This is a genomic window from Schumannella sp. 10F1B-5-1 (assembly GCF_006517535.1).
Lineage (GTDB): Bacteria > Actinomycetota > Actinomycetes > Actinomycetales > Microbacteriaceae > Schumannella.
In genome coordinates, this window is record NZ_VHQH01000002.1 from 105,569 (window position 1) to 131,963 (window position 26,395).

18 protein-coding genes and 2 tRNA genes are annotated in these 26,395 nt (G+C 70.0%); 5 read left to right on the plus strand and 15 right to left on the minus strand.

Annotated features, from left to right (window positions below):
- Window positions 1-3: 3 nt before the first annotated feature.
- Genes FJ658_RS02105 through FJ658_RS02115 form a run of 3 tightly spaced genes read right to left on the minus strand, consistent with a single transcriptional unit; the run spans window position 4 to window position 8,299 of the window.
- Window positions 4-969, minus strand: coding sequence for a MoxR family ATPase (locus tag FJ658_RS02105; protein WP_141143982.1), 966 nt, complete (start codon window positions 967-969; stop codon window positions 4-6).
- A 14-nt stretch (window positions 970-983) separates the two neighbouring features.
- A complete protein-coding gene (locus tag FJ658_RS02110; protein WP_141143736.1) occupies window positions 984-7,172 on the minus strand; it encodes an Ig-like domain-containing protein in 6,189 nt (2,062 codons plus the stop codon).
- Window positions 7,169-8,299: a serine/threonine-protein kinase gene (locus FJ658_RS02115; RefSeq protein WP_255447508.1), complete on the minus strand. Its 1,131-nt coding sequence runs from the start codon at window positions 8,297-8,299 to the stop codon at window positions 7,169-7,171. The genes FJ658_RS02110 and FJ658_RS02115 overlap by 4 nt, the downstream gene beginning before the upstream one ends.
- Window positions 8,300-8,470: 171 nt before the next feature.
- On the opposite strand from FJ658_RS02115, the gene FJ658_RS02120 reads away from it, so the two are divergent.
- From FJ658_RS02120 to FJ658_RS02140, 5 genes are read left to right on the plus strand one after another with little or no spacing between them, the layout of a single operon-like run.
- Window positions 8,471-8,878 carry a YbaB/EbfC family nucleoid-associated protein gene (locus tag FJ658_RS02120; protein ID WP_141143738.1) on the plus strand — a complete coding sequence of 136 codons (408 nt, stop codon included), beginning with the start codon at window positions 8,471-8,473 and terminating at the stop codon, window positions 8,876-8,878.
- Window positions 8,879-8,891: 13 nt separating this feature from the next.
- Window positions 8,892-9,209, plus strand: coding sequence for a type VII secretion target (locus FJ658_RS02125; protein ID WP_181408294.1), 318 nt, complete (start codon window positions 8,892-8,894; stop codon window positions 9,207-9,209).
- 10 nt (window positions 9,210-9,219) lie between these two features.
- A complete protein-coding gene (locus tag FJ658_RS16615) occupies window positions 9,220-10,524 on the plus strand; it encodes a polymorphic toxin type 15 domain-containing protein (RefSeq protein WP_219995690.1) in 1,305 nt (434 codons plus the stop codon).
- A 58-nt stretch (window positions 10,525-10,582) separates the two neighbouring features.
- Complete coding sequence (locus tag FJ658_RS02135; protein ID WP_141143740.1) at window positions 10,583-11,131, plus strand: T6SS immunity protein Tdi1 domain-containing protein; 549 nt, start codon at window positions 10,583-10,585, stop codon at window positions 11,129-11,131.
- A 12-nt stretch (window positions 11,132-11,143) separates the two neighbouring features.
- On the plus strand, window positions 11,144-12,169 hold the full coding sequence (locus tag FJ658_RS02140) for a nitronate monooxygenase family protein (protein ID WP_141143741.1): 1,026 nt from the start codon (window positions 11,144-11,146) through the stop codon (window positions 12,167-12,169).
- Between the two features lie 29 nt (window positions 12,170-12,198).
- Here the strand turns inward: FJ658_RS02140 and FJ658_RS02145 are convergent, their stop codons facing one another.
- From FJ658_RS02145 to dnaA, 12 genes are all read right to left on the minus strand, one after another.
- Window positions 12,199-13,962 carry an ATP-binding protein gene (locus tag FJ658_RS02145; protein ID WP_141143742.1) on the minus strand — a complete coding sequence of 588 codons (1,764 nt, stop codon included), beginning with the start codon at window positions 13,960-13,962 and terminating at the stop codon, window positions 12,199-12,201.
- A gap of 160 nt (window positions 13,963-14,122) precedes the next feature.
- Window positions 14,123-14,665, minus strand: coding sequence for a DUF805 domain-containing protein (locus FJ658_RS02150; RefSeq protein WP_141143743.1), 543 nt, complete (start codon window positions 14,663-14,665; stop codon window positions 14,123-14,125).
- Between the two features lie 160 nt (window positions 14,666-14,825).
- Window positions 14,826-14,898 (minus strand) — tRNA-Ala (locus FJ658_RS02155).
- Between the two features lie 61 nt (window positions 14,899-14,959).
- Window positions 14,960-15,033: transfer RNA gene (locus FJ658_RS02160), tRNA-Ile, on the minus strand.
- 124 nt (window positions 15,034-15,157) lie between these two features.
- A complete protein-coding gene (locus FJ658_RS02165; protein WP_141143744.1) occupies window positions 15,158-15,565 on the minus strand; it encodes a DUF3566 domain-containing protein in 408 nt (135 codons plus the stop codon).
- Window positions 15,562-18,105: a DNA gyrase subunit A gene (gene gyrA / locus FJ658_RS02170; RefSeq protein WP_141143745.1), complete on the minus strand. Its 2,544-nt coding sequence runs from the start codon at window positions 18,103-18,105 to the stop codon at window positions 15,562-15,564. Before gyrA ends, FJ658_RS02165 begins: the two co-directional genes overlap by 4 nt.
- 25 nt (window positions 18,106-18,130) lie before the next feature.
- Window positions 18,131-20,158, minus strand: coding sequence for a DNA topoisomerase (ATP-hydrolyzing) subunit B (gyrB, locus tag FJ658_RS02175; protein ID WP_141143746.1), 2,028 nt, complete (start codon window positions 20,156-20,158; stop codon window positions 18,131-18,133).
- Between the two features lie 152 nt (window positions 20,159-20,310).
- Window positions 20,311-20,877, minus strand: a complete 567-nt coding sequence (locus FJ658_RS02180) for a DUF721 domain-containing protein (protein ID WP_255447509.1) — start codon at window positions 20,875-20,877, stop codon at window positions 20,311-20,313.
- On the minus strand, window positions 20,874-22,034 hold the full coding sequence (gene recF / locus FJ658_RS02185; protein ID WP_141143747.1) for a DNA replication/repair protein RecF: 1,161 nt from the start codon (window positions 22,032-22,034) through the stop codon (window positions 20,874-20,876). The genes FJ658_RS02180 and recF overlap by 4 nt, the downstream gene beginning before the upstream one ends.
- Window positions 22,035-22,056: 22 nt before the next feature.
- On the minus strand, window positions 22,057-22,941 hold the full coding sequence (gene gnd, locus FJ658_RS02190; RefSeq protein ID WP_141143748.1) for a phosphogluconate dehydrogenase (NAD(+)-dependent, decarboxylating): 885 nt from the start codon (window positions 22,939-22,941) through the stop codon (window positions 22,057-22,059).
- A 113-nt stretch (window positions 22,942-23,054) separates the two neighbouring features.
- Window positions 23,055-24,200 carry a DNA polymerase III subunit beta gene (gene dnaN, locus FJ658_RS02195; RefSeq protein ID WP_141143749.1) on the minus strand — a complete coding sequence of 382 codons (1,146 nt, stop codon included), beginning with the start codon at window positions 24,198-24,200 and terminating at the stop codon, window positions 23,055-23,057.
- A gap of 447 nt (window positions 24,201-24,647) precedes the next feature.
- On the minus strand, window positions 24,648-26,063 hold the full coding sequence (dnaA, locus tag FJ658_RS02200) for a chromosomal replication initiator protein DnaA (protein WP_141143750.1): 1,416 nt from the start codon (window positions 26,061-26,063) through the stop codon (window positions 24,648-24,650).
- Window positions 26,064-26,395 lie beyond the last annotated feature (332 nt).

Sequence of the window (26,395 nt, forward strand, 5' to 3'; positions counted from 1 at the left end):
GGCTCAGGCGGCGCCGTTCTCGACCGGCGCCGGCACGTCGAGCAGGATCTGGCTGATGACGGCGTCGGCGGTCACGCCGTCGAACTCGGCGTCGGGCTGCAGCACGAGGCGGTGCGAGAGCACGGGCAGCGCGAGATCGCGCACGTCGTCGGGCGTCACGTACGACCGGCCGTGGGCGACGGCCCAGGTGGCGGCCATGCGGGCCAGCGCGAGGGCGCCGCGCACACTCGCGCCCAGGCGCACCTCCTTGGCCCGCCGGGTCGCGCCGACCAGCCGCATCACGTAGTCGTGCACGAGCGGGCTCGAGTAGGCGCTGCCGACCAGCTCGATCATGGTCGCGAGGGTGGTCGTGTCGATGATGCCGGTGACATCCCGGCGCGGCTGCTGCGCGTTCTGCAGGATGCGCAACGTCGACGCGTCGTCGGGGTATCCGATCGACGTCTTGATCATGAAGCGGTCGAGCTGGGCCTCGGGCAGGCGGTAGGTGCCGGCCTGCTCGACCGGGTTCTGGGTGGCGAGCACGACGAACGGCACGCCGACCGCGCGGGTGACGCCGTCGACCGTGACCTGCCCCTCCTCCATGACCTCGAGCAGCGCCGACTGCGTCTTGGGCGAGGCGCGGTTGATCTCGTCGGCCAGCACCACGTTCGCGAACACGGGCCCGGCGTGGAACTCGAACTCGGCGCGCTTCTGGTCGTAGACCGTGATGCCGGTCACGTCGCCGGGCAGCAGATCGGGGGTGAACTGGATGCGCGTCGACGTGCCGCGGATCGTCTGCGCCAGCGCCCGCGCGAGCGCCGTCTTGCCCGTGCCGGGGACGTCCTCGAGCAGCACGTGCCCCTCGCTCAGCAGCGTGGCGACGACGAGCTCGACGACGTGCCGCTTGCCGAGCACGGCCTGCTCGACGTTGTCGGCCAGCTGCCCGAACGACTCCGAGAACCAGGCGGTCTGCTCGGGGGTGATGGTCATGCGGTTCCTGTCGGTCATCCGCCGTTCCCCGGGTCGGGGTCGGTCGGCGGGTCGGTGGGCGGGTCGGTCGGCGGCGTCGTGACGGGCGGCGTGTAGCACCGGGTCAGCGCCGCGGGCTTGAGCGAGGAGTAGGCGCCGGTGAAGGTCACCGTGTAGGTGATGAGTCCGTCGGCGGGCCGGATGAGGATCGCGACGCTGTAGTTGCCGCGCACCGCGGCGGTCGCAACCACGTCGCCCGCGGCGGGGTCGCTGATGCAGCCGGCATCCACCGAGACCCGCGCGACGGTCGGCGCGGTGTTCGCCGTGATGGGCGTCGCGGTCGAGCATCCGACGTCCTGCAGCACGCAGTACTTCACGGCCGGGGCGTTGGGCGCCTTGTCGTAGTCGAGCTGGAAGTCGGTGCGGTTGAAGGCGCCGTCGTAGCGGTAGAACGCGGTGTAGGTGCCGTTGCTCGGCGCGGTCGGCAGGGCGCCGACGCCGTAGTCGGCCTGCGTGCGGTAGGTGCCCGAGTTCGTGTAGGCGGGGTTGACCTGCACCGTGTAGCTGGTCGCATCGGGGGCGTTCGTCGAGGTCCAGACGAAGGCCGCCGCCATGGTCTCGGCGACGCCGAAGCCGTTCGCGCCGCAGGCCTTGGCGCGGTAGTTCTTGCTCTCCTCGAGTCCGGTGAAGGCGTTGCTCGCCTGGCCGCCCGGCATGACCGGCTTGCCGTCGGGTCCCATGGTGCAGCTCGGCTCGGTGCCCCCGTCGCGTCGCCAGATCGCATAGAGCGTGGTGACCTCGTTCGGGCTCGAGTTGCGGTCGATCACGACGCCGTCGTAGGTGGCGGCGGTGTTGCTGTTCGGCCGCAGCACACCGTCGTTGCGCGCGACCGGGGCGCCGGCGACGGTGACCTGGATGCTCGTGGTCTGGCCCGATCCGTCGCCGCCCATCGGCGGCTCGTAGCGGCTCACGGGGGTGATCGACACGTAATGGCTGCCGGGGCTGGTCTCGAGACGGTCGGAGGCGCGGCCGCCGTTCGCCCGGAGGGTGCGCTCGCTGCCGTTGTCGACGCGCACGCGGAACGACTCCGCGTCGCCGCCGGCCTCGATCGTGAGGTCGGCGAAGCCGGTGCCGCGGTTCGTGCGCCCCTGCACATAGACCGTCTCGGCGGTCGCCGTGGTGATCGCGGGCGACTGGTAGGCCCAGCTCTCGACCGAGCTCGTGTCGACCGACTCCCCGACGCCGTTCACGGCGCGCGCCGTGTACCAGTGCCGCTGGCCGTTCTGCAATCCGCTGACCACGCACACCCAGGTGCCGGCCGATCCGGGCCGGCAGCTCGCCGGGACGCGCTGGCCGTTCTCGTAGATCGCGATGCCGCTGACGCCGGGATGCGCGGTGGCCGCCAGGCCGAGGTCGATCAGCAGGGTGGTCGAGTCGCCCGAGTAGGAGGCGGTGGTCAGCGAGGCGGGTGCCGCCGGGTACCCCTGCACGTCGATCGTGAGGTTCGCGCCGCCCATCCGGCCCTGCGCATCCGCCACCGTGTAGGGCACGATGCAGCTGCCGCCGGCGGGCTTCGCGGTGCGCGGCCAGGTCGCGGTGATGCCGGTCGTGCCGTCGGTGCTGATCGAGGCCGAGGCGCAGTTCGTCTGGCCGATGCCGACGAGCTTGAGGCCGGCGCCCGACTTGCCGGCGAAGGGGTCGTACTCGCCGCCGATGCCGACGACCGGGATCGTGCAGCTGGGGCCCGAGGCGACCGAGCAGCTCTTGGCGAAGGTGACCGGGCGCGGCGCATCCACCGGGGCGATGCCGACGACGAGCGTGATCGCCGAGGTCAGCCCGCCGAATCCGGTCACCGAGACCTGCACGCTGTCGCGGGATCCGGGATGCGCCCCCGCCTTCGCCGTGACGGTCAGCACCCGCCCGGCAAGCGAGGTCTCGAAGCCCGAGCCCGAGTACGAGATGCGGTAGTCGAGCTTCGACTGGTCGCCGACGCGACCGCCCTCCCAGCGCGTGATCTGCTCGTAGAGGTCGATCGTCTGGGTCGAGCCGGGCACGATCGTGCGGCTCAACGGATCGAGGATGGCGCGCGGAGCCTTCGACGTGATCTCCACCGGGATCGGCACGGCCGTCCAGCTCTGCTGCCCGGCGACGCGCACGAGGGCGGTGCAGCTGTCGGTCCACGGCGCCTCGCGGCCGGCGGCGTAGACGATGTCGCCCGAGCCGGACGCGCGGCACTCGGCGGCGGAGCGCTGGGCCGCATAGTCGCCGCCCTTCTGCTCGAGCCGGTCGCCGGCACCCAGGTCGAGCAGGCCGGCGAGCGCGGCCGTGACCGACTCCTCCTCGCCCACCCCGACGGGCTTCGCGTCGGCCTTCAGCTGCACGCGCATGTCGTCGAGCGCCGGGATGCGCAGCACGCCGTAGCCCTCGACGTCGGCGCCGTTCGCGTCGGTGCCGGCGAGGCGGAAGGGCACGAGCGCTCCGGCGGCGACGTCGGGGCCGGAGATGCGCCAGCCGTCGACCGTGTAGCGCGCGGCCTGGTCGCCCCACACCGTGAGCTCGAGCGCGTCGAGCTCGCCGCTCGACCACTCGGTCTTGCCGGTGACCACGTCGATCCCGGTCGCGAGCTCGCCGCGGTTCGCCAGGGTGACGACCGTGTCGGCGACCACCGGCGGCACGGCGGTGGCGCTGGGCGCGACCGTGACGACGATGAGGCCCTCGGTCGTGCTCGAGGTCAGCTTCGACCGCGCCGTGTAGATGTAGGCGTGCACGCCCTCGACGTCGCCGGCGCGCAGCTTGACGAGGCCCTTGGCCAGGTCGGTGTCGTCGTCGATCAGGCCCGACAGCCGGTCGTACTCGCCGTCCGCGGATCCGGCCGGCGCATCGGGCACGAGCGACACGAGCTCGAGCGCGCCGCCGGCGGGATCGCTGTCGTTGCCGAGCGGCAGCACGCTGAGCGCGGCGGAGGATCCGCGCACGGCCCTCACCGCATCCGCGTAGGTCACGGGCGCGACGTCGGCGACGCGCCCCTCGGGCACCGCGACGCGCACGAGCGCCGAGCCGGTTCCGCCCTGACCGTCGCTGAGGGTGTAGCCGAACGACACCTGCCCGCCGTCGACGCCGTCGCCGGGCGCGGTGTAGCGGATCGACAGCCCGTCGGCCGAGACGGAGGCGGTGCCCTGCCCCGCCTTCGGCTGCTCGACCTGGGTCAGCACGGTCGCGTCGCCGTCGGGATCGGCGCCCGACCGGTCGACCGGGATCGTGACGCTCTGGCCGGCGAGGGTGCGCGCGCTCAGCCCGGCGGGCTCCGGGTTGTGATTCGTTCCCGCGGCGATGACCGTGACGACGACCGCGGCGGTCGCGGTGCGCTTCGGGTCGCCCGCGAGCGACACCGAATAGCGCACCGTGGAGGTGCCCGCCTTCGCCGGCGCCAGGTAGCGCAGCTGCTGTCCCGAGGCGAACACGAGCTCGCCCTTCGTGCCCGAGCCGTCGACCTGCGGGCTCAGCTCCAGCTGCTCGCCGCGCGGCGCGATGTCGTTGTCGGTGACCGGGATGTCGACGAGTCCGCCCGCGCGCACCGTCACCGCATCCGGGATCGCGATGGGGGCGGCGCCGGTCGTTGCGCCGGTCAGGAAGACGGCCACCTGACCGGTCGCGGTCGTGCCGGCGCCGTCGGTCACGGTCACCTGCGCCGTGCCGACGCGCCCCGGCTGCTGGTTGTCGGTCGTGCCGCTGACACGCAGCTGCGCTCCGCCGATGACGCTCACCGTCAGGTTCGGATCGGTGGTGGTCGCCGACGAGATCGACAGCACGCGGCCGGTCGTGTTCTGCACGGAGGCGAGCAGGTCGAGCGTCGTGTCCTGCTGGGGCCGCACGAACGCGGTCAGCGGGGGCACGCCGATCGTGCCGGCGCCGTCGAGCACGCTCACGCGCAGCTGCGCCGTCTGCTCGGCGTCGGTGCTCGCATCCTTGACGGTGTAGCTCAGGGCGAACTGCCCGGCCCGCGTCGCCGTGACCACGACCTCGCCGGATGCGGCGTTCGGCACGACCGCGACGCCGTCCTGCTGCGCGTCGGCGGCCACCGCATCCACCAGCCGGTACGAGCCCGAGCCGCCGCGCACGTGCGAGTCCACGTCGATCGCGATCGGCTCGCCGACCCGCCCGATCGCGGCGAACGACTCGGCCACGAGGGCGCTGCCGCCGGCCACGCTCACGGTGAGCTGGCGGGTGCTGCTGGCGCCCTGCGCATCCGTCACCGTGACGGTCACGGTCTCGGTGCCGGGCGATGCGTTCGGGTCGACGTGCCGGATCGCGACGCGCCCGTCGGCGGTCGGCACGACCACGAGCTTGCTGTCGGGGTCGTCGGCGCGGGCCGCGCTGAGCACCATCGGGTCACCGTCGGGATCGACCCAGCCGTCGAGCACCGACACGGCCGTCGTGGCCCCGGGGTCGATCGCGACGCTCGGCCACTCCTGCAGGCAGCCGCTCACGCCGCACCACTGGGGCGCCGTGTTCTCGTCGTCGGGCACGATGCGCAGCGTCACGGTCGCCGGCGGCGACGACTGCTGGCCGTCGGAGGCCGCGTAGCTGAACGTCGCCGAGCCCGAGCGCGCGCGCACGTCGACCACGAGCTGCTGGTCGTCGGCCGTGAGCGACAGGCTGCCGAAGCCGGGATCGCTGAGCGCTCCGACCGACGCGGCATCCACGGTGAGCACATCGCGGCGGTTCGGGTCGTGGTCGTTGAGCAGCACCGGTAGCAGCACGTGCTGGCCGGCGCGCACGCCGAACGCGTCGGCCTCGGCGACCGGCGGCTCCTCCTCGGCCACGTCGGGCACCTCGACCGTGCCGGCCTGCTGGGTCGTGCGGTCGCGGTCGACGGTCCACTGCGACAGCGGGATGACGGTTCCACCGGGCAGGCTCCAGAGCAGACCCGTGCTCGTCTCGGCGAGCACCGCGCGGCGGCCGTTGCTGGCGATGAGCGGGGCGATGGAGCGCGTCTGGGCGAGGGCGCCATCGGGAACCGGGATGCGCTGGTCGAGTCCGTCGGTCGACCAGATGCGTCCGCCCGACTGCGCGATCCAGGCCGCGTACACGACGCCGTCGACCACGGTCGGGGCGGCGGGAGTGCCGCCGCCCTGTCCGACGCGGCGCGCGGTGCCGTCGCCGAGATCCACCTCCACGAGCCCGTCGCCGTCGGCGAACCAGGCGCTGTCTCCGCCGCTCCCCGGCGCGCTCGACGACCCCTGCCCCGCGACGAGGTCGCTGCCGAGCTGCACCGACACGGGCGCGCGGGCGCCGTCGATCCAGACCCGGTCGCGCTCCGCCTCCGCCAGCGCCCAGTGCCCGCCCGCGACCGTCAGCTCGACCTCGGCGTCGGCGCCCGGTGCGCTCGGCACCTTCTGCGCGCCCGACCAGGATGCGCTGCTCGCGTCGTAGCGGCGGATCGCGCCCTCGCTCGCCGAGTAGGAGGTCAGCGTCCCGTCGTCGGCGAGGGCGATCGCCGAGGCGACGTAGGCGTCGGCCGTGGTCGGACCGGCGCCCGTGCCGGCGTCGCCGTCGTCATCGCCGCTGCCGCCGTTACCGCCGTTCCCGCCGGCGCTCGCGACCAGCGGGTCGATCTGCGCCGGATCGGCGGCCGCGCCGCTCGCGTCGATGCGCGAGAGAAAGATCTTGCCCGACTCGGTCAGATACGCGCTCCACGCGCCCGCGCCCACGACCTCGCGGGTTCCGGCGGGCGTGCTCTGCCCGCTGACGGTCGCGTCGGTCGACCCCGAGCCGCCGCCCGTCGAGGCGGTGTCGGATGCGCCGTCCCCGGACCCGGACCCGTCGCCGTCGGCCCCGGAGCCCGCATCCGCGCCGTCCGCCGCCGTGTCGGCATCCGCGTCCGCCGCGACCAGCGTCGGCGGGTCGCTCGGGTCGATGGCCCAGCGCTTGCGCAGCGCATCCGTCAGCACGACCGTCGACGCACCGCTCTGCAGCACACCGCGCGGATCCTCCGCATCCCGCACCGTGTCGATCTGGTCGAGGTCGGTGTCGACGCGGGCGTACTGGCCGGCGTCGCGATAGACCCACACGCCCGTCTCGAGCGCGTCGACCCGCTGCGCGTCATAGCCCTGCGCGACGACGATCGAGGTGCCGACGACCGCCGCCGTCGCGACGCTCGCGACGACCGCCGCCACGACGGTGCGGGCGCGGCGGCGGCGAGGGGATGCGGCGGGTCGGCTCACAGCACCCCGATCGCTCTCAGGACGACGGCCATCCCGACGAGCACGACCACCGCGACGCCGGCGCCGATGAGCGCGGGCGCCACGTTGCGGCCGCGGCGCCGGTCGCGGATCACGAGGCCGTCGCGATCGACCTCGGCCGCCTCGAGCCGGGCCCGCTCGCGCGCCGCGCTGCGGGAGTCGGGTTTCACGACCGTGACCACCTCGCCGCGGTGACGCTCGTCGGCCAGGTCGATCGTGCCGCCCGCGCGAGCCCACTCCGGCGCCGCGACCTCGAGCGTCGTCGGCGGCAGGCCGAGCTCGTACTGCACCCAGCGCAGCTCCTCGGCGAGCGCGTGGGCCGTCGCGTAACGGCGCTCGGGGCTCTTCGACATCGCCGTGGCGAGGGCCTGCTCGAGTCGCGGCGGAACATCCGCGCGCCCGGTGGGCACGTACTTCGCGGCGATCACGCGCCGGGTGATCTGGTCGCGGGTGTTGAGCTCGCGCCGCTCGACCTCGAAGGGGCTGCGCCCGGCGAGCAGCGTGTAGATCGTGGCGGCGAGGCTCCACACCTCGCTCGGCACGGTGCCGGTGGTCTGCTCCTGCAGCACCTCGGGCGCCGACCACGGCACCGACATCGCCAGGCTCGTGTCGCCCGAGATCGTCAGGGCGGCGGCGATGCCGAAGTCCGCGAGCACGGGAGCGCCGAGGCTCGACACCAGCAGGTTCGAGGGCTTGATGTCGCGGTGCAGCAGACCCGCCCGGTGCGCGCTCTCGAGCGCTCCGCCGATGCGCACCCCGGCATCCAGCGCCTCGGCGATCGGCAGCGGGCCGCGCCGGGCGCGGGCTCCGAGCGTGTCGGGGCAGTACTCCATGACGAAGTAGGGGCGGCCGTCGGCGGCGATGCTCGCGAGGTGGATCGTGACGATCGAGGGATGCGTGCTCAGCCGCGCCAGGATGTCGGCCTCGGCGTTGAAGGCGCGCAGCACGGCCGGCGAGACGGTATCGGAGCTGAGCACCTTGACCGCCACCACGCGGCGCGGCAGATCCTGCTCATAGAGGAAGACGTCGGCGAAGCCGCCCGAGCCGAGCGGACGCACCACGCTGAAGCCGGGCAGCATCGGCGGCGCCGCGATCGCGCGTCGGGCCACGGGTCCTCCTGCTCCGGTCTCCGGTCGGCTCGGATCGGATCCGGACGCACGCCCTCCCGGCATCCGGCACCACCGGCGATGTTAGAGGATCGATCGGAAATCCGCCCCGCGCGGGTGAACGGCAGGCGACCGCTCTTTACAGGGCGCGAGCCGCGTGGATAGCGTCGACACATGCTCGAAGAGCCGGACGACGTCATCGCCCGGATCGCCGACGACATCGAACGGGTGCAGCGTCGCGCCGAAGCCCTGCCCCGGCTGCAGGCCGCCGTCGACGCCGTGCGCGCGACCGCCCGCGGCGAGCGCCGCGACCTCCTGGTCGAAGTGGATGCGGCGGGTCGCCTGACCCGGCTCGAGATCGACGATGCGGCATTCGAGCGCGGCGGGCGTCAGGTCTCGGCCGAGGTTCTGGCCCTGGTCGACAAGGCCACCGCATCCGCCCGCGCCGCGACGCAGCAGGAGACCGAGCGGCTTCTCGGCGCCGACGACCCGATCGCGGCGAAGATGCAGGCGGATGCCGAGGCCGAGGATGCGGCCCGCGCCGCCCGCGCCCGCGGCTGGACCGAGGGCGGACCCCGATGAGCGAGCCGGCGTCATGAGCGAGCAGATCGCGATCGACCCGGATGTGCTGCGCGCGCAGGCCGGGAAGGTGGAAGCCCTCGCGGGCGACGTCGCCGAGGCGGCGAGCGCCGCGGGCTCGGTGAACATCGGCGGCGGCGCCTTCGGCGTCATGTGCGCCTTCCTCGTCCCGGTCATCCAGCCCGTCACCACCGCGACCGCCGCCGCCATCCGCGAGAGCGAGTCGCTGCTGACCCGCACGGGCGAGGAGCTGCGCGGCGCCGTCTCCGATTGGGAGACCGTCGAGTCCGACATCGCCGAGGCGCTGCGCACGCTGCAGCGGCCGCTGGACTGAGGCGCGCGCCATGTCGAACACGCTCGTCGCCCCCGTCGTCGACACGACCTCGCCGTTCTCGGGCGCCTACCTGCTGCAAGACGGCGAGGACCTGGCGAGTGCGATCAGCTCGGGCTCCTGGGTCTCGGGCGGTCTCGCCGCGTTCTCCACCGCGCTCGACACGGCCGCCGCCCTCGCCGACCCGATCGGCACGCTCGTCGCCAACGGCCTCGGCTGGCTGCTCGACCACTTCGAGCCGCTCAAGACGTGGCTGAACCAGCTCACCGGCAACGCCGACGAGGTCGCCGCCTTCGGCCAGACCTGGACCAACGTCGCGACCCGGATGCGCACCACCGGCCAGACCCTGCAGAACGGCCTCGGCGACCTGCAGTCGCTGTCGGGCGCGACGATCGACGCGTACCGCAGGTACGCCGACGACCTCGCGCAGCAGGTGCACAGCATGGGCAACTGGGCGGGCGCCGTCGCCACCGGGCTCGACATCGCATCCCAGCTGGTGCGCATCGTGCACGACCTGGTGCGCGACGCGATCTCGCAGGTCGTCGGCATGGCCGTGTCGGCCGCGACCGAGCTCGTCGTCACCGTCGGCACCGCCGCCCCGGCCGTGATCGGTCAGATCACCGCCCGCGTCTCGGCGCTCGCCACGCGCGTCGGCCGCACGATCACGCGCCTGCTCGAGTCGATGAAGAGCCTGCGCCCGCTGCTGCAGTCGATGCAGAAGCTCGGATCGCGCGCGAGCGACCTGCTGAGCGGGATGCTGCACAGCTCCGCGACGGCCGCCCCGGTCAAGCGGCTGGTCGCCGACACCGGATCCGAGACCGTGCGCCGCGCCCCGCACTTCGACGTGCAGTTCAAGCTCGGCAAGGGCCACGACCAGATCGAGTTCGAGCGCCAGCTGGCCGGTCAGCAGGCCGGGATGAACGAGCTGAGCATCCACGACTTCCTCACCAACCGCGACGGCTACCTCGCCCGCGGCGGTCGCGATCCCGCCGGCGACATCGCGCAGGAGGCCGCCCGCAAGGAAGCCCTCATCGCGAAGACCGAGGAGCTGCGAGTCGGCGGACTCAGCCGTGCCGAGGCGAAGGCGCAGGCCGAGGAGTGGATGACGACCCAGGCGGCGCTGCACAACCCCGACCAGATCGCGGGCGGCTTCGCCGACCGCATCACCGACATGGGCGATCGCAACATCAACTCCTCGATCGGCTCGCAGTGGCGCACCCGCATCGGCGTGCTCGACGACCACATCCGCACCTTCGCCGAGGGGCTCAGCGAGGCGGAGCGCAAGGCGATCCGGATGAACGTGAGCCTGCTGCCGTGAGGTCTGCCGGCGTCGCCGACGCGTATCCCCCCACCCGCACCCGATAGAACTGAACGCGATGGCTCAGATCCCCGACTTCGTCCCCGCCGGCCCGGTGCCCGCCGCCACGATCGAGCGCTACCGCGGTCGCATCCCCGACCCGGTGCTCGCCGTCTGGCAGTCGCAGGGCTACGGCGACGGCGTGGGCGGCTGGCTCAAGGTCATCGACCCCGACCTCACGATCGAGCGGCTCGGGGATGCGCTGCCGGCCCCCGGCCTGATCCCGCTGTTCGCGACGGCCCTCGCCGACATCGTGGTCTGGGATGAGGCGCAGCAGAAGAGCCGCGTGCTGCTCTACCGCTACGGCCGCGTCGACCCCTTCGGCACGAACTACGACTTCGTCATCGGCGACCTCACCGACCCCGAGGCCCTCGCCGAGGACTGGCTCTGGTCGCCGTTCCCCGCCGCGGTCGCCGCCCTCGGACGCCCGGCCTACTCCGAGTGCTTCATGTTCGTGCCGCTGCTCGCCCTCGGTGGTCCCGAGTCGCCCGACCACCTCGAGAAGGGCGATCTGCTCACCCACGTGCAGCTCATCACCCAGCTCGCGGGCCCGCTGCGCTACGTCTGATCCGGGCCAGTTGTGTCACGTTCACCGCTGCTCGACAGCCCGCTGCCGATCGTCGCGGCGCCGATGGCCGGCGGCCCGACCACGGTCGCGCTGGCCCGCGCCGTCGCCGAGGCGGGAGCGTTCCCCTTTCTCGCCGGCGGGTACAAGAGCGTGGATGCGCTGCAGGCGGAGATCGAAGAGCTGCGCGCGAGCGGTCATCCCTTCGGCGTGAATCTGTTCGTGCCCGGCTCGGCGCACGTCGACGAGGCCGCGTTCGCCGCTTATGCCGCGACGCTCGCCGATGACGCCGAGGCGCTCGGGGTCGAGCTCGATCCGCATCCGGTGGCCGATGACGACGGCTGGGATGCGAAGCTCGCGCTCCTGCTCGCGCATCCGGTGCCCGTGGTCTCGCTCACCTTCGCTCTCCCGCTTCCCGCCGACATCGCCGCCCTGCGCGAGGCGGGAACGCGCGTGCTCGCGACCGTGACGACCCCCGCCGAAGCACTCGCGGCCCGCGATGCCGGAGTCGATGGACTCATCGTTCAGGGTCCCGACGCCGGCGGCCACAGCGCGACCTTCGACGCCCATCGCATCCCCGACCCGGCATCCACGGTCGAAGTCGTGCGCGCGGTCGCCGCGGTCGTCGACCTGCCGCTGATCGCCGCCGGCGGCGTCGACGGACCCGCCGCCGTGCGCGAGCTGAGGGATGCGGGCGCCGAAGCCGTCGCGGTCGGCACCCTGCTGCTGCGCGCCGCCGAGGCCGGCACCTCATCCACGCACCGGAACGCCCTCGCCGACCCGCGCTTCACCGACACCGCGATCACCCGCGCGTTCACCGGACGCCCCGCCCGCGCCCTGCGCAACGACTTCGTCGACCGCCACGAGCCGGATGCCCTCGTCGCCTATCCCGCCGTGCATCACCTGACCCGCGCCCTGCGTCGGGCCGCGGGCCGAGCCGGCGACGCCGAGCGCCTGCACCTCTGGGCCGGCACCGGCTGGCGGGCCGCCCGCGAGGCCTCCGCGGCCGACATCATCCGCGCCCTGGCCGCGGAGCTCTGAGCGTCAGACGGCGGTGCTCGGCGAGTAGATCAATCGATCCCGTCAAGTTGAGTCCGACCCTCGCGAGGCGGCTTGGGCCGCTTGGCGCCAGACCTCGCGTTTCGCGGGAATGCTCCGCCTCGCCCGTATGTCACTCCGGGACCACGGGTAGCTTCCGAGGTCTTGACGAGGATTCCGCGCTCAACAAGATCTGCCAGGAGTCTGGATGCGCCAATGGTGTCGAGATCGAGGAGAATTCGAACCATGCGGCCGTTGATTGAATCGGTCTCGCGAACGAGATCAATCACCTTCCGGTCCAATTGATCCGTAGTTCGTCGCCGGTATGTGACCGCCGCTCCCAGCGCGGTTAGCGCTTCCTCACGGAGTCGATATTTCGGTTGTGACCGTCTCAACGTCTCGCGAGTTGGTTCGAGCAGCTTCAGATTGTCTTGGCTCAGTCTTGTCAGTACCGACTGTGCCTCTTCGCTAGTTGCCTTCTGCAGAATGGGCGTCAGTGCTTCTGCATCCACCAACCTCGTCGTGAGCAGGTGGAGCAGGATGACCATCGTGTCCGCATCCGCCGCCTCCGCAGGTGGCAGGGTCGCGACATACTTCGCCAAGGCAGTATTCGGCGCCCCGCCCAGGAGGGTCACCTGCACACCGGCCGCATCGGCTGCGTATGTGGGCGGCTGATGGCCGACTCGCGCCATCTCGGCGTACATCTTGTCCACGCCGGAGCCAGCCGTTTCCGCCAAGCCAAGCATCCTCATCGCACTCGCGAGGTTGGTATTTCTTGTTCTCGACGATGTGGTGAGCACGTTGTCGATACTCACGCCGGGCACGAAACCGCCCGGTGAACTCACCCTCAACTGCGTCATCGTGTGCTCGATAGTCGTGCGTTGGGCACTGAAGTATTCGCGATGCATGAGTCCGTTGATGACTGCCTCGCGGATGGCCGGCTCCGGAAGATCGGCCACATGGAGTTGCTGTCCCCGTCCAATAGAAACGGGGGTGGTGTCAAGTCGCGCATCAATGAGATCGAATGTTCGCTCGACGGCAACGACAAGAGGTCCCGTCAGTAGTTCGTTAGCGGTGAGCTGCCCCGTCGGAGTTCGTCGGTGTGTATATGACAGGAGGACCCGGTTCGGATCAGAGTTGGTGAAGAGCAGCGCTCCACCGTTTGTCAGTCTTTGATCGTCGACGACCACTCCGAGTGCGCGAAGCACATCAATGTCCGCGACTTCGGCGAGACGTCGCCTGCCTTCGTTCGTTGATCTGCGGAGCATGCCGCGCGCAACGTCCATGGCTAGAGAATCGACGCTAGCCGCGGGGACGCCGCTTGAATTGGCGCTCCAATCCTGCCCAGTCTTCTGGGCGACGACGGCCGCGATGCGATCCGCCGTCATCGGCATGCAGTGCTTGTCGACGCGCTCCGTTGGGACTTTCTTATGGACCCGGTGGACTTGAGTGCTGTTTGGCACCTGAAGCACAAGGAGGCGTCGCTCCGCGCGTTCGATGACCTCTGCATCGACGAGTAGGGGAGGATCCGTGATCTCGTAGATGCGAAGCCTCGTCTTCTCTGCATCCAAGTCCGTGCCGGTGAAGGCTGTCGCGCCTGTGGTCTTGTCATCGACGCCAACGACCACGACGCCGCCGAGAGCATTGGCGAAACACGAGACAGCGTCCGCGACGTTGTTGAGGGTGTCGACCATTGATCGACTGTCGGTCTTGAACTCGATGGTCGAGGACTCGACATCGTCTCCTCCGGCGAGGCCACGCTCGATGGAGTCGAGCGCGGCGATCAGTTCGTCCATGGTTTCGGTCTCACCCACACGATCAACGGAAGTATTGCGCCTAGTTTTGCACACCCTGTCACGTGAAGGGTTCTGCAAAACTTCTGAAAAACACTTCTATGGTTGGGTCTCCCAACCACGCTTGACATCGCCGGTCGAAGGCCGCGGTCGAATCGCTCCCTTAGCCGGGCATCTCCCCGACCGGCGGGCGATCGAAACGCTGGCCCCCGGGCCGCGCCGCGGTCAGCAGGAACACGAGTGACACGATCGCGCCGACGATCGGCACGAAGCCGATGAAGTACCAGGCGCCCGAGCGGTCGATGTCGTGCAGGCACCGCCAGGTCACGGCGAGACCCGGGATGAGCGTGCCGATCCCGAACACGAAGCGCAGCACCGCGAAGCCCCAGGCGATCCATCCCGCGCCGTCGAGTGTCGTGACGTCGGGCACGGTGAGCGGCTCGGTTCCGCTGCCGACCGCGGGGATGACGAAGCCACCGGGATCGACCCCGGCGACGTTCCACTCCCCGGCGAGCAGACCGCTGCCGACCTGCAGGGCGACGCCGATCACGATCGACACGAGCGTCCACCACCAGAACTCCGCACGGCCGGCGCGTCCCGAGAAGTCGGCGTACTTCAGGAAGATGCGGCGGACCGCGGGCACCAGCGGAGCCCGGTAGTACGGCAGCCACAGCGGCGGTTCGATGCGCTCCCCCGATGAACTCATGAGCCGACCCTACGCGTGTCGACGAACGCTCACTGCTGCGGCAGGTCGTCGGGCCGCAGCACGACAGAGCCAGCCGACGACCCGTGGCGTGCGGCGGTGCCGGCGGAGACGCTGCGGCGAAGCGGTGAGACCAGCGCGGAGGCAGAGAGCGAGAGAGAAGTGGAGCCTGCGGGAATCGAACCCGCGACCTCCTGCTTGCAAAGCAGGCGCTCTACCAATTGAGCTAAGGCCCCGCGCGGTAGCGACACTACCGCCGGAAACGCGAAAAGCCCCCCGAGAGGGACTTCATGCGAGTGGGGCTACGAGGACTTGAACCTCGGACCTCTTCGTTATCAGCGAAGCGCTCTAACCGCCTGAGCTATAGCCCCGAGTGGCACGTGATCGCGGGAATCCCGCGCGGGCCGAATAGAACAGTACCCCACGCATCCCGGTTCCGACGAATCGGGATGCGCGCGACGACAGCCCGCGCGACGCGGCCGTCGCCGGCACCGATCAGTTGTTGGTGAAGCCGACGAGCAGGCCGCCGGTGAAGCGCACGCTGAGGTTGTAGAGCAGCGCGCCGATGGCGCCGAGTGCGGTACCGACGACCGTGTTGAGGATCGCGACCACGAGGGCGAACAGCACGACCTGGCCGGCGCCGAAGGTGTCGGTCACACTGAAGCTGTTGTCGCTCAGCACGTCGCGCATGAGGTCGTCGACCTTGCCGAAGACGCCGGTCGAGTTCAGCACGATCCAGATCAGGAACGACGCGACGACGAGCACGATGCCGAGGCACAGCATGACGAGGAACGACAGCTTCACTACCGACCAGAAGTCGATGTAGACCAGCTTCAGGCGCACCTGCTTGCTCGAGCCCGAGCGGGGGGACTTGCGCTGAAGCTTCTCGGCGACGCTCGTCATTCGGCGGATCCGTCCTTCTCGTCGTCGGCCGGGTCGGGGGTGGTCTCCGGCTCGTCCGGCTCCTGGGAGTCCAGGTTCCGTTCGCTGTTCTTGGCCACGGCGATGATCTTGTCGCTGGCCGCGAACTTGGCGAAAGTGACGCCCATCGAGTCGCGACCGGTCGCCCTGACCTCGGCCACGGCAGACCTTATCACCTTGCCGCTGGACAGAACGGCGAGCACTTCGTCGTCCTCGGAGACGATCAGAGCGCCCGCGAGCGAGCCCCGATCATCGTTCAGCTTGGCCACCTTGATGCCCAGTCCGCCGCGTCCCTGAACGCGGTACTGGTCGACCGCGGTGCGCTTCGCGAAGCCGCCCTCGGTGACCACGAAGACATAGCCGTCGTGGGGCGCGACCGACGCGGCGAGCAGCTCGTCGTCGTCGCGGAAGTCCATGCCCTTCACGCCGGAGGTGCTGCGGCCCATGGGGCGCAGCGCCGCATCCGTCGCGACGAAGCGCAGCGACTGACCCTCGCGCGACACCAGCAGGATGTCGTCGTCCTCATCGACCAGCATCGCGGAGACGAGCTCGTCGCCTTCGCGCAGGTTGATCGCGATGATGCCGCCGGTGCGGTTGGTGTCGTACTCCGAGAGCGCCGTCTTCTTCACGAGTCCGCGTCGGGTCGCGAGGGTCAGGTACTGCGCTGCCTCGTAGTCGGGGATGTCGAGGATCTGCGCGATCTGCTCGTCGGGCTGCAGCGCGAGCAGGTTCGCGATGTGCTGGCCCTTCGCGTCGCGGCCGGCCTCCATCAGCTCGTAGCCCTTGGCGCGGTAGACGCGACCCGTGGTCGTGAAGAACAGCAGCCAGTGGTGCGTCGTGGTGACGAAGAAGTGCTCGACTACATCGTCGGCGCGCAGCTGGGCGCCCTTGACGCCGCGGCCGCCACGGTGCTGCGAGCGGTAGCTGTCGCTGCGGGTGCGCTTGACGTACCCGCCGCGGGTGACGGTGACCACCATCTCCTCTTCGGGGATGAGGTCTTCGACGCTCATGTCGCCGTCGAAGCCGAGCAGGATGTTCGTGCGCCGGTCGTCGCCGTACTTGCGCACGATCTCGGTCAGCTCCTCGGAGATGACCTCGCGCTGACGCTCGGGAGAGGCGATGATCGCCTTGTACTCGAGGATGAGCGCCTCGAGCTTGTCGTGCTCGTCGTTGATCTTCTGACGCTCGAGCGCGGCGAGGCGGCGCAGCTGCAGCTCGAGGATCGCGTTCGCCTGCAGCTCGTCGACGTCGAGCAGCTTCATGAGTCCCTGGCGGGCCTCGTCGACCGTGGGCGAACGGCGGATGAGGGCGATGACCTCGTCGAGCGCATCCAGGGCCTTGAGGTAGCCGCGCAGGATGTGCGCCCGCGCCTCGGCCTCGTTGAGGCGGTACCGGGTGCGGCGCACGATCACGTCGACCTGATGGCCGATCCAGTGGGTGATGAACTGGTCGATCGACAGGGTGCGCGGCACGCCGTCGACGATGGCCAGCATGTTCGCGCCGAAGTTCTCCTGCAGCTGCGTGTGCTTGTACAGGTTGTTGAGCACGACGCGGGCGACCGCATCCCGCTTCAGGATCAGCACGAGGCGCTGGCCGGTGCGGCCCGAGGTCTCGTCGCGGATGTCGGCGATCCCTGCGAGCTTGCCCTCCTTGACGAGGTCGGCGATCTTGACCGCGAGGTTGTCGGGGTTGACCTGGTACGGCAGCTCGGTGACGACGAGGGCGGTGCGGCCCTGCAGCTCCTCGACGTCGACGACGGCGCGCATCGTGATCGAGCCGCGGCCGGTGCGGTACGCATCCTGGATGCCCTTGACGCCGAGGATCTGCGCGCCGGTCGGGAAGTCGGGGCCCTTGATGCGCTGCAGCAGCGCCTCCTGCAGCTCCTCGCGCGACGCGTCGGGGTGCTCGAGCGCCCAGAGCGCGCCCTCGGAGACCTCGCGCAGGTTGTGCGGCGGGATGTTCGTGGCCATGCCGACCGCGATGCCGACCGATCCGTTGACGAGCAGGTTTGGGAAGCGCGCCGGCAGCACGACGGGCTCCTGGGTGCGCCCGTCGTAGTTGTCCTGGAAGTCGACGGTGTCTTCCTCGATGTCGCGCACCATCTCCATCGCGATGAGCGCCATCTTGGTCTCGGTGTAGCGGTGGGCCGCCGCGCCGTCGTTGCCCGGCGAGCCGAAGTTGCCCTGTCCGAGCGCGAGCGGGTAGCGCAGCGACCACGGCTGCACGAGTCGTACGAGCGCGTCGTAGACCGACGAGTCGCCGTGGGGGTGGAACTGCCCCATGACGTCGCCGATGATGCGGGTGCACTTGGAGAACGCGCGGTCGGGGCGGTAGCCGCCGTCGAACATCGTGTAGATCACGCGGCGGTGCACCGGCTTGAGGCCGTCTTCGACGCGCGGCAGCGCGCGGCCGATGATGACGCTCATCGCGTAGTCGAGGTACGACCGCTGCATCTCGAGCTGCAGGTCGACCTGCTGGATCCGGTCGCCGCCGCCCTCGGTGGTGGTGGTCTCGTCAGTCATATGCGGTTATCCCTGGCGCTCTCGATCAGATGTCGAGGAAGCGCACGTCCTTGGCGTTCTGCTGGATGAAGGTGCGGCGGGCATCCACGTCGTCGCCCATGAGGGTGGCGAAGACGCCGTCGGCGATGGCCGCGTCGTCGAGGGTGACCTGCTGCAGGGTGCGGGTGTCGGGGTTCATCGTCGTGTCCCACAGCTCCTGGTGGTTCATCTCGCCGAGACCCTTGTAGCGCTGAACGCCGTTCTCCTTGGGCAGGCGCTGACCGGCGGCCAGGCCGTCCTTGATCACGGCATCGCGCTCGCGGTCGGAGTAGACGTAGTCGTCGTCGTGGTTGGTCCACTTGATGCGGTAGAGCGGGGGCATCGCCAGGTAGACGTAGCCCATCTCGATCAGCGGCCGCATGTAGCGGAACAGCAGCGTGAGCAGCAGCGTCGTGATGTGCTGACCGTCGACGTCGGCATCGGCCATGAGCACGATCTTGTGGTACCGCGCCTTCTCGCCGTCGAAGTCCTCGCCGATGCCGGTGCCGAAGGCGGTGATCATCGCCTGGATCTCGGCGTTCGACAGGGCGCGGTCGAGGCGCGCCTTCTCGACGTTGAGGATCTTGCCGCGCAGCGGCAGGATCGCCTGGGTCTCGGGGTTGCGGCCGGTCTTCGCCGAGCCGCCGGCCGAGTCGCCCTCGACGAGGAAGATCTCGCTGCGCGACGGATCCTTGCTCGAGCAGTCGCTGAGCTTGCCGGGCATGCCGCCGCCCTCGAGCAGTCCCTTGCGGCGGGTCTGCTCGCGCGCCTTGCGCGCGGCGATGCGCGCGGTAGCGGCCTGGATCGACTTGCGGATGACGTCGCGCGCCTGGTTCGGGTTGCGCTCGAACCAGTCAGCGAGCTGGTCGCCGACCACGCGCTGCACGAACGACTTGGCTTCGGTGTTGCCGAGCTTCGTCTTGGTCTGGCCCTCGAACTGCGGCTCGCTGAGCTTGATCGAGATGACGGCCGTGAGACCCTCGCGCACGTCGTCGCCCGAGAGGTTGTCGTCCTTCTCGCGCAGCAGGTTCTTCTCGCGGGCGTAGCGGTTGACCAGCGTGGTCAGCGCGGCGCGGAAGCCCTCTTCGTGCGTGCCGCCCTCGTGCGTGTTGATCACGTTGGCGTAGGTGTGCACGCTCTCGCTGTAGGCGGTCGTCCACTGCATCGCGATCTCGAGCGCCATCTTGCGCTCGGTGTCCTCCTGCTGGAAGGCGATGATCTCGGGGTGGATGACCTCCGACTTCTTGGCGGAGTTGAGGTACTCGACGTAGTCGACGAGGCCCTGCTCGTAGAGGAAGTCGTCGTGCCGGGCGATCAGCGGAGCATCCGCCTCATCTTCTTCCTTCGCCGAGGGGTCGGGGATGCGCGACTCCTCGCGCTCGTCGGTCAGCGTGATGCGCAGCCCCTTGTTGAGGAACGCCATCTGCTGGAACCGCGTGCGCAGCGTCTCGTAGTCGAAGACGACGGTCTCGAAGATCTCGTCGTTCGGCCAGAAGGTGATCGTGGTGCCGGTGTCGCTCTCGGGGATGCTCTCGCCCTGCGCGAGCGGCGCATCCGGGACGCCGTTCTGGTAGCTCTGGGTCCAGATGCTGCCCTGGCGGTGCACCTCGACCTCGAGGCGCGTCGACAGCGCGTTGACGACCGAGCTGCCGACGCCGTGCAGACCGCCCGAGACGGCGTAGCCGCCGCCGCCGAACTTGCCGCCGGCGTGCAGGATCGTGAGCACGACCTCGACGGTCGACTTCTTCTCGACCGGGTGGATGTCGACGGGGATGCCGCGGCCGTCGTCGACGACCCGCACGCCGCCGTCGGCGAGGATCGTGACGTCGATGACGTCGCAGTAGCCGGCGAGGGCCTCGTCGACGCTGTTGTCGACGATCTCCTGCACGAGGTGGTGGAGTCCGCGGGGGCCGGTCGAGCCGATGTACATGCCGGGGCGCTTGCGCACGGCCTCGAGGCCCTCGAGCACCTGGATCGCGCTGGCGCCGTAGCTGTCGTCGTTCGACGCGGGCGCGCCCTGGTCAGCGGGGGTCATAGACGGGGATTCTCCCAGTGCTCTGGAGGAGGATCGGGTCGGTTCACGACGGGATCCGAAGACCCCGCCAGTCTATCGCAGCGACCCCTCTCCGACCGGCGGAAACGGCGTTCTGAGCGCCTTTTCCGCATCCAGAGACCGGATTTGCCTTCTCAGCCGTAGGTATCGCGCGGGCCGCGGCCTGGAACGGCTCTGGGGCCGTGTTTCCACGAGGGGGTGTCGGGCCCCAGAATCCGCACTGCGCTCACGCCCGACAGCGGATGCCGGTCCTCGATGGCCGCCACGATCGACGATCGCATGAGCCCGAGCTGCTTCGCCCAGGCCGTGGAATCGCAGCGCACGGTGAGCGTGCCCTCCTCCACGCCGACCGGCTCGGAGTGCTGCGCCGTGTCGGCGCCGACGATGCCGGGCCAGTCGATCATGAGCTCGCTGCGGGCCAGCGGCGACTCCCAGCCGAGCTGCGTCGTGAGCCGATCAAGCACCTCGTCGATGCCCTTCGGGTCGCGCCCGGGACCGAACGGCACGGTCGTCGTGTCCTCGGAGCGGCGGGCGCGGCGTCGGGCGTCGCGCCCGGGCTTGCGCTCGCCCATGGCAGCCCGGATGCGCAGGTAGACCTGCACGTGGGCGGGCTGGTCGGCGGCGGAGTCGGCGGTCGCGTCACTCGCGGGCGGAGCCGCGGGCGCGGCGTCCGGCCCTGGGCCGCGAGGCTCGTCGCTCACTCGTCGACCACCTGCCCGGCGCGGATGCGCAGCACGTTCTGCGCGAGCTCGACCGGCACGTCGCCCTCGACCGCGGCCGTGATCAGCACCTGCTCGAAGTCGCCGATCGCGGCGGCGAGGCGCGCGCGCCGCGTCTCGTCGAGCTCGGCGAAGACGTCGTCGAGGATCACGACCGGGTCGCCGGTGGGCGATTCGACGCGCAGGATGCCCGCGGCCGCGAGCTTGAGCGCGAGCGCGAACGACCAGCTCTCGCCGTGACTCGCGTAGCCGCGCGCCGGAAGGCCGTTGAGCTCGAGCACGAGATCGTCGCGATGCGGCCCGGCCAGCGTGACCCCGCGGTCGATCTCCTGCCGCCGGAGGCGGCCGAGACTCTCGCGGAACGCGGCCGCGACCGCCTCGATGCTCTCGGCGCGGTGCTCGCCGTCGGCCGCCGAGGTCGGGTCGTCGTCATCGGGGGACGCACCGTAGACGCTCATCCGCATCCCGAGATCGGCCTGGTGCTCGTCGCCGGCGATCGCCTTGTACGCGTCGGCGACGAAGGGACGCAGGCGCTCGACCAGCTCGAGGCGGGCGACGATGAGCTCGGCGCCGAGGGCGACGAGCCGCTCGTCCCACACATCGAGGGTCGAGAGGTCGCCGCCGCGGGCGGCGGCGCGCGCCGTCTTCAGCAGGGTGTTGCGCTGACGCAGCACGCGCTCGTAGTCGGCGACGACGCCCGCGAGCCGCGGGGTCAGCTGGGTCAGCAGCTGATCGAGCATCCGGCGGCGGCCCGAGGGCTCGCCGCGCACGAGCGCGAGGTCCTCGGGAGCGAACAGCACGGTCGCGACGTGCCGCGGCAGGTCGCGCGTCTTCGCCGGCGCCCGGTTCACCTGGGCGCGGTTCGCCCCCGCCTTGTTGATCTGCAGCTCGACCAGCAGGCTGCGGTCGCCGTGCTGCAGCCGGGTGCGCACGATCGCGGCCTCGCGTCCGCTGCGCACGAGCGCCGCATCCGACGACACCCGATGCGAGCCGAGCGTGGCCAGGTATCCGATCGCCTCGACCAGGTTCGTCTTGCCCTGGCCGTTGCGGCCGACGAGCAGATTCGGACCCGGGTGCAGCTGCACCTCCGCCTCCGCGTAGTTGCGGAAGTCGGTGAGCTGCAGATGCGAGACGATCACGCCGACCCCGCCGGCATCGGGATCACGCCGAGCGCACCGCGTGGCCGCCGAACTGCTTGCGCAGCGCCGCGACCGCCTTCATCGACGGCGAGTCCTCCTGGCGCGACACGAAGCGCGCGAAGATCGACGCCGAGATCGCCGGCATCGGCACCGCGTGATCGAGCGCCTCCTGCACGGTCCAGCGGCCCTCGCCCGAATCCTCGACGAAGCCCTCGATGTCATCCAGACCCGGGTCCTCGCGCAGCGCCTTCACCAGCAGGTCGAGCAGCCAGCTGCGCACGACCGTGCCGCGCTGCCAGGCCGAGAAGACGCCGGTGACGTCGTGGATGAGGTCGTCGCGCGCGGCGAGCAGCTCGTAGCCCTCGGCGAGCGCCTGCATCTGCGCGTACTCGATGCCGTTGTGCACCATCTTCGCGTAGTGCCCGGCGCCGATCGGGCCCGCGTGCACGAAGCCCTCCTCGCGCGGACCCTCGGGCCGCAGCGCGTCGAAGACGGGCATCGCGAACTCGATGTCGGCCTTCTCGCCGCCGGCCATGAGTCCGTAGCCGTTGTCGAGACCCCAGATGCCGCCCGAGACGCCGCAGTCGGCGTAGCGGATGCCGCGGGTCGCCGCCTCGGCCGCGTGCCGGGAGTCGTCGACGAAGCGCGAGTTGCCGCCGTCGATCAGCAGGTCGCCCTCATCCATCACGGCGACGAGGTCGGAGACGACCTTGTCGGTGACCGCGCCCGAGGGCACCATGACCCAGATCAGGCGCGGCGTCGGAACCGCCGCCATGAGCGCGGGCAGGTCGGGCACGTCGGTGACCTCGGGGTTCGGATCGTAGCCCGTGACCTCGACTCCGCCGCGGCGCAGCCGCTCGCGCATGTTGCCGCCCATCTTGCCGAGGCCGACGAGTCCGATGTGCATCATGCGCTCCTAGCTGGCGGGGGTCTCCCGCCGAGGTCGATGAGTGGCTCCGCCGGCCCGACCGGGTCAGCGCGGGTCGCTCCGGATGGGGTGGATGCCGGGCGAGACCCGGCTCAGCGCAGCAGCAGGTTCGGCTGCAGCAGGTACTTGTAGTCGTCGCTGCCCGGCTGGTCCTTCGACGACTGGCTCGTGATGAGCACCGGACCCGGCTTGTTCGGGTTCTCGGTCTTCGTGAACGACACGCGCACGAACTCCGAGTGCACGGCGCTCAGCGCATCCAGCAGGAACGACGGCTTGAGCGACACGACCGTGTCCTCGCCGTGCAGGTGGGCGTCGATCGACTCGGAGGCCTGAGCCTGCTCGGCGCCGGCGGCCTCGAGGGTGAGACCGTCGATCGAGAAACTGAAGCGCAGGGCCGCCTCGCGCTCGAGCACGAGTGCGACGCGGCGCACCGCATCCACCAGCTCGGCGGTGTTGAGCACGGCGTAGTTGTCGACCGTCTCGGGGAACAGGCGGCGCACGGGCGGGAAGTTGCCCTTGATCAGCAGCGAGGTGACGGTGCGCTTCTCGCTGCTGAAGGCGATGAGCTCGCGGTCCTCGCCGCGCACGATCGACACCGAGACGGTGCCGGCGTGGCCGAAGGTCTTGCCGATCTCGGAGAGGGTGCGCGCCGGGACCAGGGCGGTGACGCCCTCGGCCGACGACTGACCCGAATCCCAGTCGATCGCGCGGATCGCCACACGGTAGCGGTCGGTGGCCACGAGCGAGAGCGAGTTGTCGCCGACCTCGAGCTGCACGCCGGTGATGACCGGGGTGACATCGTCGCGGGACGCGGCCACGGCCACCTGCGCGACGGCGGCGGCGAAGTCGTCGGCCGGCAGCACGCCGGTCTGCTCGCTGACCTGCGGCAGGGTCGGGTACTCCTCGACCGGCATGCTCAGCAGGGTGAAGCGCGCGGAGCCGCAGGTGACCGCGATCTTGTTGTCGACCTTCTCGAACACGACGGGCGCATTGGGCAGGCGGCTCGCGATGTCGGCGAGCAGACGACCGGAGACGAGCGCGGTGCCGGCCTCGTCGACCTCGGCGGGGATCTCGGTCTGCGACGACACCTCGTAGTCGAACGACGAGAGCGTGAGGGCGCCGTCCTCGGCGCTGAGCAGCACACCGCTCAGGATCGGCTGGGTCGTGCGCTGCGGGAGCAGCTTGACCGCGAACGAGACCGCCTCGGCGAACACGTCGCGGTTGACCTGGAACTTCACGAGCGGCTCTCCCTGTCCCGGATGACGGTGTTCGGTGGATCTTGCAGAGCGATCCTGTCACAAAGAGCGACGCTCACGACCTGTGGGAGTCACGGAAGAGGGCGTTCGAGCTCTGCCGGGCCGCGCGGCGGCGACGCCGGAACGGAGAGGTTGTGGATTCGCGAATCCCAGATCTGTCTCTGTCGTCTTATTAACAGCTGTGGAGAATGTGGATAACTCGGTGGAGAGCCGTGTTCTTCGGGGAACTACACGCGTGGAAGTTGTGAGTCGACTGTCGAGAGCACTGATCCCGGGTGTGGACGAGTTCGGGGTGGTCGGTGCTTCGTCCACAGGATGACCCATTCGGCTCACATCCTCGGGGTCAGTTGTCCACAGTTATCCACAGGCGTTCCACACTGTGAGCGTTAACCCCGTCTTCGGGGGGCGGACACTGCAGCGCGCATCCACTCAGATCTTGTAGCGCTGCTCCTGCTTGATGCGGTTCGTCAGCTCGGTGACCTGGTTGTAGATCGAGCGGCGCTCCTTCATGAGCTCGCTGATCTTCTTGTTCGCGTACATGACGGTCGTGTGATCGCGGTTGCCGAACAGCTGCCCGATCTTCGGCAGCGACAGGCTCGTCAGCTCGCGGCACAGGTACATCGCGATCTGGCGTGCGGTCGCGATGGCCTGAGACCTGCTCGAGCCGTAGAGGTCGTCGACCGAGAGCTTGAAGTAGTCGGCGGTGTTGTTGATGATGTCGACCGGCGAGATCACGTTGTCCTCGTCGAGGGTGATCAGGTCCTTGAGCACCGTCTGCACCAGCTGCAGGTCGATCGGCGTCTTATTGAGCGACGCGAACGCGGTCACGCGGATGAGCGTGCCCTCGAGCTCGCGGATGTTCGACGACACCTTCGTCGCCATGTACTCCAGGATCTCGTCAGGCACCTGCAGCCGCTCGCTCTGCGCCTTCTTGCGCAGGATCGCGATGCGGGTCTCGCGGTCGGGCACCTGCACATCCGTGATCAGACCCCACTCGAAGCGCGAGCGCATGCGGTCCTCGAAGCCGGTCAGGTGCTTCGGCGCCACATCGCTCGTGATCACCACCTGCTTCGAGTGGTCGTGCAGCGTGTTGAAGGTGTGGAAGAACGCCTCCTGCGTCTCCACCGCGCGCTGCAGGAACTGGATGTCGTCGATCAGCAGGATGTCGATCTCGCGGTAGCGCGACTGGAACTGCGACGACCGGTTGTTCGCGATCGAGTTGATGAAGTCGTTCGTGAACTCCTCCGAGCTCACATAGCGCACCCGGATGCCCTGGTAGAGGTTCTCGGCGTAGTGGCCGATGGCGTGCAGCAGGTGCGTCTTGCCCAGACCCGAGTCGCCGTAGATGAAGAGCGGGTTGTACGCCTTCGCCGGCGCCTCGGCCACGGCGACCGCGGCCGCGTGCGCGAAGCGGTTCGAGCCGCCGATCACGAAGTTGTCGAAGTTGTACTTCGGGTTGAGGCGGCTGTCGGAGCGACGCCCCGTCTCGGTGACCGTGATCTCCGACGAATGCCGCGGCTCGCGCTCGGCGCGCTCCACCGGGCTGACCGGCTTGAGCACCTCGGTCGTGATCTCGGGGTTCACGACGATCGCGAAGTTCGAGACCTCGTCGGCGCCATCCACCTCGACGCTCGAGAGCGCCTCGAGCAGGGGCACCCGGATGCGCTGCTCGAGCATGCTGCGGGTCAGGTCGTTGGGCACCTCGAGATAGACGGTGCCGGCGAGCACGCCCTTCGGCTCGACCAGGTTGAGGAAGCCGTGCAGCTGCGGCGTGATCCGGTGATCCTCCTCCAGGTGCTCCCGCACGGCGCGCCAGAGCTGGAGGGTGGGATCGATGTCGGACATGGTGCCTTTCACGCTGCGGATGCCGGCTGCGGGCTCGCGGATCGTGGGCGAGAGCCGTCGCAGGGCATGGTTATCCACAGGATTATCCACGGTTGGCCCGTACTGTGGAAACGCGGGGACGGTCGCGACCTCGGGCCGGGCGACTCGGATCACCCTAGAACCCGAGGGTGTGTCGCTGCCAGTGTCAGTTCGCGCTCAGGCCCATGATGAAGGGTTGTCCCGGAGCCCGTTTGACCGAAGGTGGGCGACGACCTATCTTTAATCAGTTGACTTCAGCCCGAATCGGGGCTGTTCCCTTTCTTCCCGGCCCGCCTCGCCGGGCAACGGAGATA

Bases quoted from the DNA above. Each gene is read 5' to 3' on its own strand.
- gyrB (WP_141143746.1), bottom strand. From the start codon at position 20,158: ATGACCCCCGCTGACCAGGGCGCGCCCGCGTCGAACGACGACAGCTAC.
- FJ658_RS02105 (WP_141143982.1), bottom strand. From the start codon at position 969: ATGACCATCACCCCCGAGCAGACCGCCTGGTTCTCGGAGTCGTTCGGG.
- FJ658_RS02120 (WP_141143738.1), top strand. From the start codon at position 8,471: ATGCTCGAAGAGCCGGACGACGTCATCGCCCGGATCGCCGACGACATC.
- dnaA (WP_141143750.1), bottom strand. From the start codon at position 26,063: ATGTCCGACATCGATCCCACCCTCCAGCTCTGGCGCGCCGTGCGGGAG.
- gyrA (WP_141143745.1), bottom strand. From the start codon at position 18,105: ATGACTGACGAGACCACCACCACCGAGGGCGGCGGCGACCGGATCCAG.
- gnd (WP_141143748.1), bottom strand. From the start codon at position 22,941: ATGCACATCGGACTCGTCGGCCTCGGCAAGATGGGCGGCAACATGCGC.
- FJ658_RS02165 (WP_141143744.1), bottom strand. From the start codon at position 15,565: ATGACGAGCGTCGCCGAGAAGCTTCAGCGCAAGTCCCCCCGCTCGGGC.
- FJ658_RS02145 (WP_141143742.1), bottom strand. From the start codon at position 13,962: ATGGACGAACTGATCGCCGCGCTCGACTCCATCGAGCGTGGCCTCGCC.
- FJ658_RS16615 (WP_219995690.1), top strand. From the start codon at position 9,220: ATGTCGAACACGCTCGTCGCCCCCGTCGTCGACACGACCTCGCCGTTC.
- FJ658_RS02135 (WP_141143740.1), top strand. From the start codon at position 10,583: ATGGCTCAGATCCCCGACTTCGTCCCCGCCGGCCCGGTGCCCGCCGCC.
- FJ658_RS02150 (WP_141143743.1), bottom strand. From the start codon at position 14,665: ATGAGTTCATCGGGGGAGCGCATCGAACCGCCGCTGTGGCTGCCGTAC.
- FJ658_RS02125 (WP_181408294.1), top strand. From the start codon at position 8,892: ATGAGCGAGCAGATCGCGATCGACCCGGATGTGCTGCGCGCGCAGGCC.